At 70.5% G+C, this 15,350-nt stretch carries 12 protein-coding genes; 8 read left to right on the forward strand and 4 right to left on the reverse strand.

The window, feature by feature from the left end; translation table 11 throughout:
* Positions 1 to 124 precede the first annotated feature (124 nt).
* Entirely contained in the window at positions 125 to 1,798 is a 1,674-nt protein-coding gene (locus EV278_RS05285; protein WP_132087578.1) for a bifunctional lysylphosphatidylglycerol flippase/synthetase MprF, read from the forward strand.
* Here the strand turns inward: EV278_RS05285 and EV278_RS05290 are convergent.
* A complete protein-coding gene (locus EV278_RS05290; protein ID WP_132087581.1) occupies positions 1,758 to 1,970 on the reverse strand; it encodes a hypothetical protein in 213 nt (70 codons plus the stop codon). The two genes, EV278_RS05285 and EV278_RS05290, sit on opposite strands and share 41 nt — an antisense overlap.
* A gap of 297 nt (positions 1,971 to 2,267) precedes the next feature.
* On the opposite strand from EV278_RS05290, the gene EV278_RS05295 reads away from it, so the two are divergent.
* Positions 2,268 to 5,189, forward strand: coding sequence for a peptidoglycan-binding protein (locus EV278_RS05295; RefSeq protein WP_243692087.1), 2,922 nt, complete (start codon positions 2,268 to 2,270; stop codon positions 5,187 to 5,189).
* Between the two features lie 190 nt (positions 5,190 to 5,379).
* Positions 5,380 to 5,859 carry a DUF3429 domain-containing protein gene (locus EV278_RS05300; RefSeq protein WP_132087587.1) on the forward strand — a complete coding sequence of 160 codons (480 nt, stop codon included), beginning with the start codon at positions 5,380 to 5,382 and terminating at the stop codon, positions 5,857 to 5,859.
* Between the two features lie 109 nt (positions 5,860 to 5,968).
* On the opposite strand, the gene EV278_RS05305 is transcribed toward EV278_RS05300, so the two are convergent.
* The 3 genes from EV278_RS05305 to EV278_RS05315 all read right to left on the reverse strand — a co-directional run bounded on the left by EV278_RS05305 (position 5,969) and on the right by EV278_RS05315 (position 9,822).
* Positions 5,969 to 6,454, reverse strand: a complete 486-nt coding sequence (locus EV278_RS05305) for a hypothetical protein (RefSeq protein ID WP_132087590.1) — start codon at positions 6,452 to 6,454, stop codon at positions 5,969 to 5,971.
* A 69-nt stretch (positions 6,455 to 6,523) separates the two neighbouring features.
* Positions 6,524 to 7,228, reverse strand: coding sequence for a ligase-associated DNA damage response endonuclease PdeM (pdeM, locus tag EV278_RS05310; RefSeq protein WP_132087887.1), 705 nt, complete (start codon positions 7,226 to 7,228; stop codon positions 6,524 to 6,526).
* Positions 7,229 to 7,254: 26 nt separating this feature from the next.
* Complete coding sequence (locus EV278_RS05315; protein WP_132087593.1) at positions 7,255 to 9,822, reverse strand: ligase-associated DNA damage response DEXH box helicase; 2,568 nt, start codon at positions 9,820 to 9,822, stop codon at positions 7,255 to 7,257.
* A 120-nt stretch (positions 9,823 to 9,942) separates the two neighbouring features.
* Between EV278_RS05315 and EV278_RS05320 the strand changes: the two genes are divergently transcribed.
* The 5 genes from EV278_RS05320 (at position 9,943) to EV278_RS05340 (ending at position 15,340) form a co-directional block, all read left to right on the forward strand.
* Positions 9,943 to 10,905 (forward strand): tetratricopeptide repeat protein, encoded by a 963-nt coding sequence (locus EV278_RS05320; RefSeq protein WP_243692098.1) that lies wholly within the window; start codon positions 9,943 to 9,945, stop codon positions 10,903 to 10,905.
* 49 nt (positions 10,906 to 10,954) lie between these two features.
* Positions 10,955 to 13,792: an ATP-dependent DNA helicase gene (locus EV278_RS05325; protein WP_132087599.1), complete on the forward strand. Its 2,838-nt coding sequence runs from the start codon at positions 10,955 to 10,957 to the stop codon at positions 13,790 to 13,792.
* A 74-nt stretch (positions 13,793 to 13,866) separates the two neighbouring features.
* Entirely contained in the window at positions 13,867 to 14,349 is a 483-nt protein-coding gene (locus EV278_RS05330) for a hypothetical protein (RefSeq protein WP_243692088.1), read from the forward strand.
* A 93-nt stretch (positions 14,350 to 14,442) separates the two neighbouring features.
* Positions 14,443 to 14,709: a hypothetical protein gene (locus tag EV278_RS05335; RefSeq protein WP_132087605.1), complete on the forward strand. Its 267-nt coding sequence runs from the start codon at positions 14,443 to 14,445 to the stop codon at positions 14,707 to 14,709.
* Positions 14,710 to 14,785: 76 nt separating this feature from the next.
* Positions 14,786 to 15,340: a sugar O-acetyltransferase gene (locus EV278_RS05340; RefSeq protein WP_279389368.1), complete on the forward strand. Its 555-nt coding sequence runs from the start codon at positions 14,786 to 14,788 to the stop codon at positions 15,338 to 15,340.
* The last annotated feature ends 10 nt before the right edge of the window (positions 15,341 to 15,350 follow it).

Raw genomic sequence — 15,350 nt, forward strand, 5'->3', positions numbered from 1 at the left:
GGAACGGCGGGGGCAAGCTGATTCAAACGATCGTTCGTCACGCGACGGGCGCCCGCTGGGGACAAGCCGCGCTATAGAGGGGCCGATGACGTGTCCCGCCGGGATTCGCCGATCAGGGGTCTAGATGTCCGCGCCGCAACTGAGGCCTGCCTTCCTCGCCGTCGCGCCGACGCTGTCGGCCATCCTGGCGGCCTGCGCCGGGATCCTGCTGCTGGCCTCGGGCGCGACGCCGTCGGAGCCGACCCGCTTCGCGATCTGGGTGGCCGTGGCCCCTGGGCCGCTGATCGAGGTCAGCCACTTCGTCTCGTCGATCCTGGGCCTGGTGCTGGTCCTGCTGGCCTTCGGGCTGCGCGCGCGCCTGGACGCGGCCTGGTGGGCGGCGCTGTTCACCCTGGCCGGCGGGGCGGTCCTGGCCCTGTTCAAGGGGTTGAACTGGGAAGAGACGGTCATCCTGACGGCCATCATGCTGGCCATGCTGCCGTTCCACGAGGCCTTCCCGCGCAAGGCGGCCCTGTCGCGGATGGAGATCACGCCCGGCTGGCTGCTGTCGGCCGCGGCGGCCCTGGTCGGGGTGGCGCTGTGCGGCTGGTGGACCTTCGCCCACACCGAATATGCCGACCAGTCGGTGATGAAGACGATCGGCGACCGCGAGGTGGCGCGCGCCATCCGCTCCTCGGCCGCGGCCGCCATCGTGCTGATGGCCATCGGCGTGTGGCGGCTGATCGCGACGCCGGCCACGCCGCCCGTGGTCGATGACACCGACCCGGACTTCGACAAGGTCCGCGCCATCCTGGCCAAGGCCGAGAACGCCGAGCCGCCCTCGAACCTGGCCCTGCTGGGCGACAAGCGCTTCCTGTTCTCGGCCTCGGGCGAGAGCTTCCTGATGTTCGGCGTGCGCGGCCGCTCGTGGATCGCCATGGGGCCGCCGGTCGGGCGCGACGACGAGCGCATGGAGCTGTTCTGGCGGTTCCGCGAACTGGCCGACGCCCACGCCGCCCGCGCCGGCTTCTACGCCCTGGGTCCCGCCGACTTGCCCGACAGCGTCGACCTGGGCCTAGCCATCCAGAAGACCGGCGAAAGCGCCGCCGTGCCGCTGGAGGCCTTCTCCCTGGCCGGCCGCCGTCGCGAGGTCCTGCGCCGCAACTGGCGCAAGGCCGGGGAGGGCGGCGCGGCCTTCGAGGTCCTGCCGGCCGAGCGCGTGCGCGAGGTCATGCCGCAGCTGAAGGCGATTTCCGACGCCTGGCTGGCCCACCACGCCGGCGGTGAGAAGAGCTTCTCGATGGGCGGGTTCGACGAGCGCTACGTGGCCGAGTTCCCGGTCGCCCTGGTGCGGGTCGAGGATCGGATCGTGGCTTTCGCCACCCTGTGGACCACGGCCAACAAGGTCTCGTTCTCGATGGACCTGATGCGCTACTCCGACGACGCGCCTAAGAACGTCATGGACTATCTGTTCGTCGAGCTGCTGGGCTGGGGCAAGGAGCAGGGCTACCAGGCGTTCGAGTTCGGCGTCGCGCCTCTGGCCGGTCTCGAGGACCGTCCGCTGGCCCCGATCATGTCGCGCGTGGGCCGCCTGCTCTACGAGCGCGGCGAGGAAATCTACAATTTCCAGGGCGTTCGGCGGTACAAGGACAAGTATGATCCGGTCTGGCAGCCGCGCTACATTGCCGCGCCTCACAAGTGGGCGATCCCTTTTCTGCTCGCCGATATCGGCCTGCTGTCGTCCGGCGGCGTCTCGGGGCTGACCAAAAGGCCGCGACCTAGTAGCGCGGGTCGCCCGTCTTCATCCCCAGCAGGTTAAGGACATGGGCCGCCATCAGCAGGGCCACGACGGCGCCGGCCACCATCAGCGGACGCCACGGCATCATCCGCGGACCCTTTAAAACATTGATCGGACGGGCGCCGCGCCAGCCGCAGAAGACGGCGAACAGCAGGGCGGCCAGGGCGATGGCGAGGGTCGTCGGGAGGTCCATGGCCCTCTCATGGCCTGCGACAATCGGCCATGCAAATCGTTAACGAGCGTTAACCACATGCAGCCGAATCTTAGGTACATACGTTGAGAAGGTGCGCCTGTTAACCATCCACAGTTAATCTTGACCGTTGCTATATGTAGCGGTTTTGGTCGCGTTTACACGCTAGGAATCGGTGACTAGCGTTGGTTCCCAGGTGCAGAGGGAACGATTCGCATGACGGCCGCGGCGCCATGGAGCGTTAAGGGGATAGACCCCAAGGCACGGGAGGTCGCCAAAGACCTCGCGCGTCGCTCCGGCATGACCCTGGGCGAATGGCTCAATCGCATGATCATCGAAGGCGAGGGCTTCGACGCCGCGTCGCTCGAAGCGTTCGGCGAGCCTGGCCGCCCCTCCCTGGCGGTCAACAACGACCGCGCCAATCCTTCCTATTACGAGACCGCCCGCGGCGGCGCGCCGTCGCGCATCGAAGCGCGTGAACATCCCGCCGACGAGGTCGGTCGCGTGGCGGTGGCCCTGGACCGGCTGACCGACCGCATCGAGGCCGCCGAGAAGCGCTCGGCCCAGGCCATCTCCGGCATCGACGAGTCCGTGCGCGGCGCGCTGCAACGCCTGGTCGCCGCCGAGCGCGAGCAAGTCGCCGTGGCCGCCCGCTTCGAGGGCGTGGCCGACGAGATCAAGTCCGAGCAGGCCCGCGCCGCCGAGCGGCTGCGCCGGATCGAGGCCGAGGCGGCCGGCCCGCGTTCGGCCGAAGCGCTTCGGGCCCTGGAAGGCGCCTTGGGCAAGGTCGCCGGCCATCTCTATGAAGGTGAGGCCCGCACCCGCGAGACCATCGCCCATCTGGAACAGCGTCTGGACGCCCAGACCGGGGCCGGTGATTCCGCGGCCCTGGTCGAAGAAGTCGTGGCCCGTCTCGGCCAACGCCTGGAAGCCGCCGAGGCTCGCACCTCGGAAGCCCTGCTGGCGTTGAACGCCTCGTTCGGCGCCCTGGACGGCCGCCTGCGGACCGTCGAAAGCAGCAATCCTGGCGAAGGCGTGCAGAAGCGTCTCGACGACCTGGCCGGCAGCCTGACCCAGCGCATGGAAGCGGCCCGTCTGGAGATGGCCGCCAAGCTGCGCGAATCCGCCGACGGCCGCTTCGACCGCATGGAGCACAAGCTGGGCGAGATGACCGCCCACGTGCAGGCCGCCGAACAGCGCTCGGCCCAGGCCATCGAGCGCATGGGCCGCGAGGTGGTCGGCATGGCCGACGCCCTGAACCGCCGCGTCCAGACTTCCGAAGCCCGCAACGCCGCCGCCATCGAGCAGGTCGCCGCCAGCATCGACCAGAAGCTGAACCGCGCCGACAGCGTCCAGGCCCAGGCGCTGGAGAAGCTGGGCGCCGAGATCGCCCGGATCACCGAGAAGCTGGCCGAGCGGATCAGCAACGCCGAACGCCGCAACGCCCTGGCTATCGACGACGTCGGCGACCAGGTCACCCGCGTCACCGACCGCCTGAACCAGCGCCACGAGCGCACCTCGCAGGAACTGGTCGACCGCATCCGCCAGAGCGAAGAGCGCACCGCCCGCCTGCTGGAGGAAGCGCGCGAGAAGATCGACACCAAGCTGGCCGAGGCCCAGCGTCGCGCCGCCGAGCAGGCCGCCGCCGCCGTGGCGCCGCCGCCCGCGCGTCCGGCCCCGTCGCCGTTCGACGACGGCGAGCGTTTCTCGTTCGGCGGCGAGGCCGTTCCCGAGGACGTCTTCCACCAGCCGGCTCCCTTCATCCCGCCGCACGCGCCGGCCCCGGTGTCGACGCCGGCCCGCACTGCCGCGCCGGTGGTCTTCGACGCTCCGGTGTTCGAAGCGCCGGCCTTTCCGGCCAGCGAACCGCCGGCGCTGGAGTTCGGCGACGAGGATTTCGAAGCCGCTGACGGTTTTGCTTCGACTCTGGAGCCGGAAACGGCCTTCGAGTCGGCCGCCGCTCATGACGACGACTTCTCGGCCCCCGAGTTCACGAGTTCCAACTTCGCCGCCCCGGAAGAGCCGGTCGCGCCGTCGCGCCCGCTGTCGACCCGCGAGGTGATCGAACAGGCCCGCGCCGCCGCCCGCCAAGCCGCCCTCTCCGGCGACAAGGGTAAGGACAAGGCGAAGGTCAAGAAGCCTGGAACCTCGTTGTTCGCCGGTTTTGGCCCCAAGGGTTCGGAAAAGAAGGCCAAGAAGGGCGCAATGAAGACCGCGCTGATGGTTTCGGCCACAGCCGCCTGTCTGGGCGTGGCCTCCGCCGGCGCCATCATGAGCTTAGCCCAAGGCTCGGGTCCCGTGCCTGAGCGCGTGGCCGAGGGCTCGTCGAACAAGACCACCGGTGAAATCCGCGCCGCCGAGGCCGACACCAGCCCGATCGGCGCCCGCGCCGCGGTGGCGCTGACCTCCCAGACTCAGGCCGACGCGACCACGATCTCGACCGACATCTCGCCGGCCGCCCTCACGCCGCCCGGCGAGAACGCCCAGGCCCTCTATGACGAGGGCGTGCGCCGCATCGAGGCCAAGGACCGCACCGGTCTGGACAGCCTGCGCAAGGCCGCCAACCTGGGCCTGCCGCGCGCGCAGTTCTACCTGGCCAAGATGTACGAGGTCGGCGAGGGCGGGGTGAAGAAGGATCTGGTCGAGGCCCGCCGCTGGACCGAGCGCGCCGCCACGGCCGGCGAGCCTCGCGCCATGCACAACCTGGCCCTCTACTATTACAAGGGCGAAGGCGGCGAACGGAACTCGACCAAGGCCGCCAGCTGGTTCCGCAAGGCGTCGGACCTGGGCCTGGTCGACAGCCAGTTCAACCTGGCCCAGCTCTACGAAGGCGGCTGGGGCGTCAGCCAGAACCCCACCGAGGCCTACAAGTGGTACCTGATCGCCGCGCGCTCGGGCGACACCGCTTCTCGCGCCCGGGCCACGGCCCTGCGCGCCCAGCTGACCGCCGAGGGCCAGCGGATCGCCGAGCGCTCGGCCAGCGGCTTCCGCTCGCAGGCCGCCGCGCCGGCCCCCGCCGTCGCCTCGGCCGCGCCCAGCGCCGGTCTGGCCACCGCCCAGCGCGCCCTGTCCAAGCTGGGCTACTACCAGGGGCCGCAGGACGGCGTGACCTCGCCGGCCCTGCAGATGGCCATCGCCGCCTACCAGCGCGACCAGAACCTGCAGCCCTCCGGCGCGCTGGACGGCGACACCCTCAGCCGCCTGTCGACCTGGGCCCGCTGATCCCGGACGGCCTGCTTCGCCGCTGAAGCCGGACTCTCAGGACCTTTTTGAGCGAGCATCCAAGGTGCTCGCTCAAAAGCTGTGTCCTGTGGCCAAATATCGTCCGTGGACCTATGGGCAGACCTCGGTAATAGTTGGTCCCTTCCGGGGGGAAGGGCGTGCGTCGGCATTCGCGCCCGAAGGAGTAGGCATGGCGTTCGAAGCAGCAGCGGCCGATCATCCGCAGGATCGCGTGCCCGTTCCTCTGGCCGTATGGGTCTGCGGCCTGGCCACGCTGGTCCCGTTCGTGGTCTGCTCGGCGCTGTTCTGCTACGGCCCGATCGACATGCGCCAGGTGGCGCTGATCAGCCTGTTGGCCTATTCAACGGCCATGCTGTCCTACCTGGGCGGCATACGTTGCGGCCTCGAGATCGAGCGCGCCCGCCCGCGCTGGCTGACCCTGGGCCTGTCGCTGCTGTTTCCCCTGGCCGGCTTTGGCCTGCTGCTGGGCGGACTGAAGTTCGAACCGGCCTGGCAGCTCTCCGGGTTCCTGCTGGTCTTCATCCTGCAATGGCTGTGGGACGTGACCAATCACGAGGGGCCGGCCTGGCGTCCGCGCCTGCGCACCCTGCTGACCTCCGGCGCCGCCATCTCCCTGGCCTTCGCCCTGGAACAGGCGCTCCACCTCTAGAGCCAGTCGCGCGATATAGGAATCGCACGACTGGCTCTAGGTTTTTGTTTTCGCATCGCTTTGCGGAAAGCCGGCATCCACTTTTCCGCGCGATGCTCTAGCACCAGACCTACTGGGTCACCGCCGCCGTTTCGACCGCCGCATCAGCCGTGGTGGCGAGCGCCGGCGAAGGCGCCGCATTGGTCGCGACCGTCGGAACGGCCGCCGCGTCCGCCTTGGCCTTCGGGGCGTTGATCAGCGGCGTTTGCTCGTTGAGCGGGTCGGACACGCAGGCGGCGGCGACCTGCTTGCTCAGCTTTTCCGCCTTGCTGTCCTGCTTCATGCCCAGGGCGGCCGAAGCCACCGTGCCGGCCAGCGGCACGACGGCGTTGCCGCCCATCTTGAGCGCCTTCTTCACCAGGCCGGGCTCCTCGTAGTCGATCGCCTTTGCGCGGAGGGCCTTGCAGGCCTCGGTGTCGTATTTCGGGTCCTTGGCGTCGAGCTTGGCCACGGTCTTGACTGGGGCTTCGCCGGCCAGGGCGGCGGTCGGCGCGCCCGGGAGGGGCGTGGCCGACAAGACGAGAACGGCGCCGACACCGATCGGGATCGGTCGCATGACGATACTCCTTCCAGCGTCCCGGGGATCAAACGCCCGGGCGCGAAGGGTGATCCGTCCAGCCAGGCCTTAGTCCGGGCGCAGCGATTTCCAGCCGACCGCGTGCACCCGCCGGGGCCCCAGGGCGGCGGCCAGGGCCGGTCCGCCGAACAGCGGTGCGAAGGCCTGGTCCAGGATGTTCAGCCCGCCGGTGAAGGCCCCAAAGGCGGGCAGCACCAGGCGGGCTCCGTCAGTGACGAAGCAGCGCCGGCGAATCGTGGCCCGGCCGCTGGTCACCTTGGCGGCCGGATGCAGGTGGCCGGCCACCTCGCCGGGCTGGGCGCCGGGCAGGGGCTCGTGCCGGAAGGTCAGGCCGGCGATCGCCGCCTCGTCGACTACGTCGCCGGGGAGGGTGCGGGGGCCATCCTCGTCGTGGTTTCCCACGGCCCAGACCAGTTGCCGGCCCACGGCCAGGGCGGCGATGCGGGCCCGGTCCTCGCCCGGCAGCCGATCCTCGCCGGCCCCGTCGTGGAAGCTGTCGCCCAGGAACACCAGGGTGGCGGGCGACAGGGCGGCCAGCTCGCGCTCCAGCCGGTCCAGCGTTTCGCGGGTGTCATAGGGCGGCAGCATCTGGCCGAAGCGCGCGGCGTAGCTGCTGCCCTTCTCGAAGTGCAGGTCGGCCACCACCATCGTGCGCTCGGCCTCCAGCCATAGGGCCCCGGAGTGGCGCAGTACGGCGCGCGTCCCCGCGATCTCGAGCCGCAGGCCGCCGCAATCGCCGATCTGGAACGCCAGGCTGGTCACGCCGCATACACTCTCATTCAAGCCATCGCCTCGGCGATCAGGTCTTCCTCGGCCTCGGCCAGGATCATTTCGCCGGCCGCGTCGCCCGGCGCCCGCTCGCGACCGATCTCAAGCATAATGGGCACGGCGATCGGCGACACGCGGTCCAGCGCCGCATGGCGGATGCGGCGCTGGACCCGCGCCAGCATCTCGCCCAGGCGCGCCACGTCCAGAGAACCGGTCGCCGCGTCGGCCCGGGCGCAGCGCAGCAGCAGGTGATCGGGCTGATGGCGGCGCAGGACGTCATAGATCAGGTCGGTCGAGAAGGTCACCTGGCGGCCGGATTTCTCCTGGCCCGGATGGCGGCGCTCGATCAGACCGGAGATCAGGGCGCAGGCCTTGAAGGCGCGCTTCATCAGGAAGCTCTCGGCCAGCCAGGCCTCCAGGTCGTCGCCCAGCATGTCCTGGGCGAACAGGTCGTCCAGGTCCAGGGCGTCCATCGGTTTTAGCGCCCAGATGTTGACCGCGTAGTCGTTGGCCACGAAGCCCAGCGGGCCGACGCCCAGCCGGTCCAGCCGCCGGGTCAGCAGCATGGCCAGCGTGGTGTGCGCCAGGCGGCCCTCGAACGGATAGCAGACCAGGTGAAAGCGCTTGCCGTGAGGGAAGGTCTCCAGCAGCATCTCGTCGCGCTCGGGGATGATGGAGCGGACCTTCTGATAGCCCAGCCATTCCTGGACATCCGGTGGCAGGGCGGGCCATTCGGCCTCGTCGTGCATCATCGCCCGCACGCGACCGGCCAGGTAGGTCGACAGCGGGAACTTCGACCCGCCCCAGCTGGGCAGCATCGGATCCTTGTCCGGCGCCGGCGTGACGAAGGCGTCGGCCCCCACCAGGCTGTTGAACCGCCAGACCTGGCCCGCGAAGATGAAGGTGTCGCCCGGCTTCATCTGCTCGAAGAAGCCCTCCTCGGCCTCGCCGACCTTGCGCCCTCCTATCGGTCTCTTGCCGCCGCCGATGCGGACATTGATCATCGCCGGCGAGACGATGGCGCCCACGTTCATCCGATGGGCCAGCACCGCCTGGGCGTTGCGGGCTCGCCAGAGGCCGTCCTGGCCGGGTACGATGCGGCGGAACTTGTCGTACGTGCGCAGGGCGTAGCCGCCGGTCGAGACGAAATCGACCACGGTCTCGAAGTCCTCCCACGACAGGTCGGCGTAGGGGCCGGACGTGCGGACCTCGTCATAGAGGTCGGTCAGGGCGAACGGCTCGGAACAGGCGCAGCCCATGACGTGCTGGGCCAAGGTGTCCAGGGTGCCGATCCGGGCGGGCTCGCCGTCCAGATGGCCGCCCAGGATGGCGTCGGCGGCGGCGCGGCACTCCAGGTATTCGAAGCGGTTGGCCGGAGCCAGGATGGCGCGGGAAGGCTCGTCCAGGCGGTGGTTGGCGCGGCCGATCCGCTGGACCATCCGCGAGGCGCCCTTGGGGGCGGCCAGCTGGATCACCAGGTCGACGTCGCCCCAGTCGATGCCCATGTCCAGGGTCGAGGTGCAGACCACGGCCCGGATCTCGCCGCGGGCCATGGCCGCCTCGACCTTGCGCCGCTGCTCGGCCGCCAGGCTGCCGTGGTGCAGGGCGATGGCCAGGCCGTCGTCGTTCAGTTTCCACAGTTCCTGGAAAGCGAACTCGGCCTGGAAGCGGGTGTTGACGAAGACCAGGGCGGTCTTGGCGCCTTTGATGATCTGGTAGATCTCGGCCATGGCGTGCTCGGCCGTGTGGCCGGCCCAGGGCACGCGGCCGTCCGAGACCAGCACCTCCACGATCGGCTGGGCGCCGCCGGAGCCGAGGACGAGGTCGACCGTGTGGTCATGGATCCTCCCCCTTTGGGGGAGGTGGCCCGAAGGGCCGGAGGGGGACGGCTCGACGAGGGCGCCGCTACCCCCTCCGTCGCTTCGCGACACCTCCGCCGAAGGGGGAGGATCTAGAAGGTTCCGCCCCAGCCACCGCCGCACCAGGTCCGGATCGTCCACGGTCGCCGACAAGCCCACCCGCCGCATCCTCGGTGCAAACAGCTGCAGCCGGGCCAGGCCCAGCGACAGAAGGTCGCCGCGCTTGGAGGGCCAGAGGGCGTGGGCCTCGTCGATGATCACGCAGGACAGGTCGGCGAAGTAGGTCCGGGCCCCCTCCCAGGCGCAGAACAGGGCCAGCTGTTCGGGCGTGGTCAGCAGGATGTCGGGCGGCCGCAGGCGCTGGCGCTGCTTGCGGGCCTCGCCGGTGTCGCCGGTGCGGCTCTCGGCCACGATGCTCAGCCCCATCTCGCGGATCGGCGTGGCCAGGTTGCGCTCGATGTCGACCGCCAGGGCCTTCAGCGGCGAGATGTAGAGGGTGTGGACCCCGGCCGGCGTGTTGCGCGGCGGGCGTTCGGCCAGCTCGAGCAGGCTGGGCAGGAAGCCGGCCAGGGTCTTGCCGCCGCCGGTCGGGGCGATCAGCAGGGCGTCGCGGCCCTGCCGGCCCTTTTCGAGCATGGCCAGCTGGTGTGACCGGGGCGCCCAGCCGCGCGAGGCGAACCACTGCTGAAAGCGGGGAGGAAGTGCGGTCGCCTCGGCCATTGACCGGCCTATAGCATGTTCCCGTTCCGTTTCCATGCGTCAACCTGCCTAAGTCCGGCCTTTTGACAAGGATGGTAGGCGGGGCTACCCGAAGGACAGGATCGCGAGGGCGTGACGCGCATGGGACGGATGGCTCGGAACGGCCTTGCAGGCTTGGCCTTGGCGGCGATGCTGGCGGTCGGCGCGCCGTCCCTGGCCGCGTCCGCCGCGCCGAAGGAGCCGGCGCGAGCCGAGCTGCTGCGCCGCGCCCAGGCCGGCGACGTCGCCGCCTACGACCTGCTGGCCGACAGCTACCTGAACGCCAAGGGCGACCAACGGGACGTCGAGGCCGCGGTCCGCTGGCTGAACGCCGGGGTCAGGGCTGGCGACACCGGCTGCATGATCGCCCTGGGCAATCTCTATTTCGCCGGCGAGGACCTGGACCAGGACGAGGCCAAGGCGCTGTCGCTGTACAAGGCCGCCGCCGCCAAGGGCGACGCCCTGGGGGCCTACAACGCCGGCCTGGTCTATGAGACCAGTTCCGAGGACCTGACCCAGGCCCTGGGTTGGTACTGGCGCGCCGCGGCGGGCGGCGACGAGGGCGGGATGTACAAGCTGGCCCTGGCCTATCAGCTGGGACGCGGCGTGGCCGCCGACGAGACCCAGGCCGTGGCCTGGATGCGCAAGGCCGCCGCCGCCGGCTCGGTCGACGCGATCAACGACCTGGGGACCTACGCCCTGCAGGGCTACGGCATGCCCGTCGACGAAGGGCAGGCGCTGAGGCTCTATGTGGCCGCGGCCCAGCACGGTTCGGCGGTGGCCCTGGCCAATGTCGCCGCCGCCTACCAGAACGGCGAGGGCGTTGCGGTCGACCTTGAAAAGGCCCTGCGCCTCTATGCCCTGTCCGCCAGGGCCGGCAACCTTACGGCCTGTTACCAGCTGGGCCAGATGTACGAGGACGGCGAAGGCGTGAAGGCCAGCCGCGCCAAGGCGGTTCAACTCTATCGGATGGCGGCCGAGAGCGACGACGAAGAGGTGGCGCAAGCCGCGTCGGACGCCGCCGAGCGCCTGGAAGGCGGCTCTTCGGAAACCCCGATCGCCTGACGTTTCTGTTCGCATTCTGTTTCGGGCTCCGAACTGCTAACAAGGGGCCGTGAGCGCCCAGATTCCCACTCTTGATCTTGCCCCGGCCCTGGTGGTTCTGCCCGGGCCGAGGGCCGGCTATGCCGATGGAAGCGCGGGGCGGCCGGGCGACGAGGGCGGTGGGCGGCCGCTGCGCACGCCCGACGCCCGGGACCTGTTCGAATACGGCCCTGTCCTGGTCGCCCATGCGTCGATGACCGCCAAGCGGCTGAACCTGCAGGCCCCGGCGCGCGGGCGCGGCGTGTTCGACGTGCTGGAGCTGTACGCCTTCACCCGCCCGGCCACCTTCTGCGCGCCGTCGGCCGTGGGGCTGGCCACGGCCCTGGGGCTGCCCGAGCCCAAGGGCGCCCCCGCCCAGGCCCAGACCCTGCGCGACGCGGCCACCGCCCTGCTGCACGAGCTGGCGCTGACGCCGCGGCCTTCGCGCGAAGAGGCCCTGGCGGTCGCCGAGACCCTGGCCCGGGCCGGCTGGGCCTGGGGACCGGCGGTGGTCGGCGCCCTGCGCTCGGCCCCGGTCGGCAATCAGTTCCGCAGCTCCGGCCTCGACGTCTGGGCCCGCGCGGTGGAGTGGGAAGACCAGGCCCCGCCCGGCGAGCCCGGTTCGCGCCCGGTCGATCCCGAACGCGCCAGTGAACGCCTTCGCGAGTTGCTGCAGCGCTCGGGCCTGGACGAGGCGCGCGAGGCCCAGGACACCTTCGCCCGCGAGGCCGCCTTCGCCTTCGCCCCGCGTGACCGCGAGGGCGAGCCGCAGATGATGCTGGCCGAGGCCGGCACCGGGGTTGGCAAGACCTTGGGCTATCTGGCGCCGGCCTCGGTGTGGTCCGAGATGAACGGGCCGTCGGTGTGGATCAGCACCTATACCCGCGCCCTGCAGCGGCAGATCGAGCGCGAGAGCCATTCGATCTATCCCGACCCGCTGGTGCGGGCCCGCAAGGCCGTGGTCCGCAAGGGGCGCGAGAACTATCTGTGCCTGCTGAACTTCCAGGAGCAGGTCAACGCCGCCCAGTTGGGCAATGGCGACCTGATCGGCCTGGGACTGGCGGCCCGCTGGGCGCGCGCCAGCCGCGACGGCGACATGACCGGCGGCGACTTTCCGGCCTGGCTGCCGACCCTGTTCGCCATCCCGCCCTCGGTCCAGGCCGGCCCGGCCAACCTGGTCGACCGGCGGGGCGAATGCATCCACGCCGGCTGCCAGCACTACCGCGTCTGCTTCATCGAGAAGGCCGTGCGGGCGTCCAAGCGGGCCGATATCGTCATCGCCAATCACGCCCTGGTGCTGAGCCAGGCGGCCTTCGACGGGGCCCGGGCGGCGCGGGGGCTGAAGGGCGACAACGAGACCACCTCGCTCAAGCGCATCGTCTTCGACGAAGGCCACCACCTGTTCGACGCCGCCGACAGCGCCTTCTCGGCCGCCCTGTCCGGGGCCGAGGCGGCCGAGCTGCGCCGCTGGCTGCGGGGTCCTGAGGGACGCGGCCGGCGGGGCAGGGGGCTGGAGGCTCGGCTCCTGGACATCATCGGCGAGCGCGAAGGGGCCCGCGGTGCGCTGAACGCCGCCCTGCAGGCCGCCGCGGCCCTGCCCGGCGAAGGCTGGTCGGGCCGGATCGCCCCGCCGGACGGCCAGGTCAATCCGATCGGGCCTATTGAAACATACTTGGTCTCGGTAATTGAACAGCTGCGGGCTCGAGTCACCGACCGGCCCGGCGCGGCCGAGCAGGGGCTGCAATGCGCCGCCCGTCCGGCCATCGAGCTGGTGCGCGAGCGGGCCGGCGAGGCGGCCAAGGCCCTGGCCGCCATCGAGGCGCCATTGCTGGCCCTGGCGCGCCATCTGGAGGACGTGCTGGACGAGGAGGCCGACACCCTGCCGACCTCGGAGCGGGCGCGGATCGAGGGCGCGCTGCGCGGCCTGGACCGTCGGGCCCGCATGACCCTGCCGGCTTGGCGCTCGATCCTGAAGGCCATCGACGAGGACGCGGAAGACGACCCGGAGTTCGTCGACTGGTTCGAGGCCACGTTCCTGTACGGCCGCGTCGTCGACGCCGCCTGCCGCCGCCACTGGGTGGACCCGACCGAACCGCTGCGCGCCGCCGTCCTCTCGCCCGCCCACGGCGTGCTGGTGACCAGCGCCACCCTGACCGACCCAGCCCTGGAGGACCCTTTCGCCCTGGCCGAGATGCGCACCGGCGCCGCGCGCCTGCCGCAAAGCCCCAAGGTGCTGCGCCTGGTTTCGCCGTTCGACTACGAGAAGAACGCCCGAGCCTTCGTGGTCACCGACGTCGGCAAGGACGATCCGCGGCAGGTGTCGGCGGCGATGCGCGAGCTGTTCCTGGCGGCCGGCGGCGGCGGGCTTGGCCTGTTCACCGCCATCCGCCGGTTGAAGGCCGTCCATGAGCGGATCGCCGCGCCCTTGGCCGACGAGGGCCTGGCCCTCTACGCCCAGCACGTCGATCCGCTGGAGGCCGGCGCCCTGGTCGACATCTTCCGGGCCGAGGAGGACGCCTGCCTGCTGGGCACCGACGCCATCCGCGACGGCATCGACGTGCCGGGCCGGTCCCTGCGCCTGCTGGTCTTCGACCGCGTGCCCTGGCCGCGTCCCGACGTGCTGCACAAGGCCCGCCGCGCGCGCTTTGGCGGCAAGGGCTATGACGACTCGACCGCCCGCGCCCGCATCAGCCAGGCGTTCGGCCGCCTGATCCGGCGGGCCGACGACCGGGGGGTGTTCGTGATGCTGGACGCCGCCGCGCCGACCCGGCTGTTCTCCAGCCTGCCGGAGGGCGTGACGATCGAGCGGGTGAGCCTGGTGGAAGCGATCGAGGCGACCGCCGCATTTTTGTCGGAAGATCGTTCTTAATCAGCGCGATACCAAGTTTGGATAGAGCGTCCGAAAAGGACGTGTTCGGTCGCGTTTCGGGGAAGTTGCTGTTGGTGTTGCGTAGAGGTTGGACGGTCCTGGCGGCCGTGGCGTTGTTGGGGATCGCGCCGGCCGCTCGGGCCGGTGAGTTCGTGCGCGCCGATTGCCGGTCGGTGGTCAAGCCGACAGACGCCATCCGCTTCGACACCGACGAGCACCAGCGCTGGTACAAGCGATTTTGGACCGGGACCTGCGACCACCTGTCGTTCTGCTTTCCCGGTTCGCCCAACTGGAACGACATCGTCGGCAAGCTGCTGGCCAAGGGCGGTCCCGGCGAGCAGCCGGCCCTGCTGCCCAAGGCCTGCCGGCTGGGCCAGCTGATCGGCCTGGAATGGGCCAAGGACAAGGACGTCCAGAAGATCAGCACCAAGGACCTGAAGGTTTTCAACAGCATGCTGGAAGCGGCCGGCGACCCGCTGCGGGGCGTGGAGGCCGTCGACGCCAAGGCCCGGGCCATGGCCGCCCAGCCCCGGGTGATCACGCCCAAAAAGCCCTGATAGAGTCGCCCCGCCGACGCAAAGGGGTCGAATTCCTGCAACGGAAAGCGGCTACATCCCTCGCATCCGAGGGGGAAGTGCGAGGAGCGTTGCATGACCAGATCCCAGATCACCGCCGACATGGCCGTCGATGATCAGGCCGACCCCGGCCACGTCCGTTCGGCCCGGGCCCTGGTGCAGGGCGTGCGCTGGCGCAGCGGTCTGTCGCAGGGCGAGTTCGCGCGGGCCTTTGGCATTCCGCTGGCCCAGCTGGCCGCGTTGGAACTGGGCCAGGCCCGGCCGGACGCGGCCCTGACGGCCTATCTGCGGGTGATCGACCACGCGCCGGACATGGTGCGCGAGGCGCTGGAGCGGTTTTGAAGCGGTCGGACGCCCCCCAATTTGTCCCGGGGGCCTGCGTCTGGCATGGAGAAGGCGAGCAAGGAGTCCTCGCCTCGTGACCGACGCCCGCACCCACAAGCAGCGCATGCTGGCCGGCGATCTCTATAGTCCCGTCGATCCCGAGATCATGGCCGACCACGAGGCGGCGGTCGCCTGGATGGGGCGCTACAACGCCCTGGACCTGCCGCCGTCGGCGCGTCACGCCCTGCTGCGCGAGCTGTTGGCGGAGGTCGGCGACCGCGTCGGCATCCGGCCGCCCTTCCACTGCGACTACGGCTACAACATCGCCATCGGCGAGGGCGCGTTTCTCAACTTCAACTGCGTGATCCTGGACGTCACGCGGGTGACCATCGGCGCGGCCACGACGATCGGGCCGCACGTCCAGATCTACACCGCCGAGCATCCGCGCGACCCGGTCGAACGCCGGACGGGCATCGAATACGCCCGCCCGGTCAGCATCGGCGAAAACGTCTGGATCGGCGGCGGATCGATCATCCTGCCCGGCGTGACCATCGGCGACGACGCCATCATCGGAGCCGGCAGCGTGGTCACCCGCGACGTGCCCCGGGGCGCGACGGTGGTCGGCAACCCAGCCCGGGTTCGGGGTTAGGCGCTGCCCA

This window comes from Caulobacter sp. BK020 (assembly GCF_004342605.1).
In the GTDB taxonomy this organism is placed as follows: domain Bacteria; phylum Pseudomonadota; class Alphaproteobacteria; order Caulobacterales; family Caulobacteraceae; genus Caulobacter.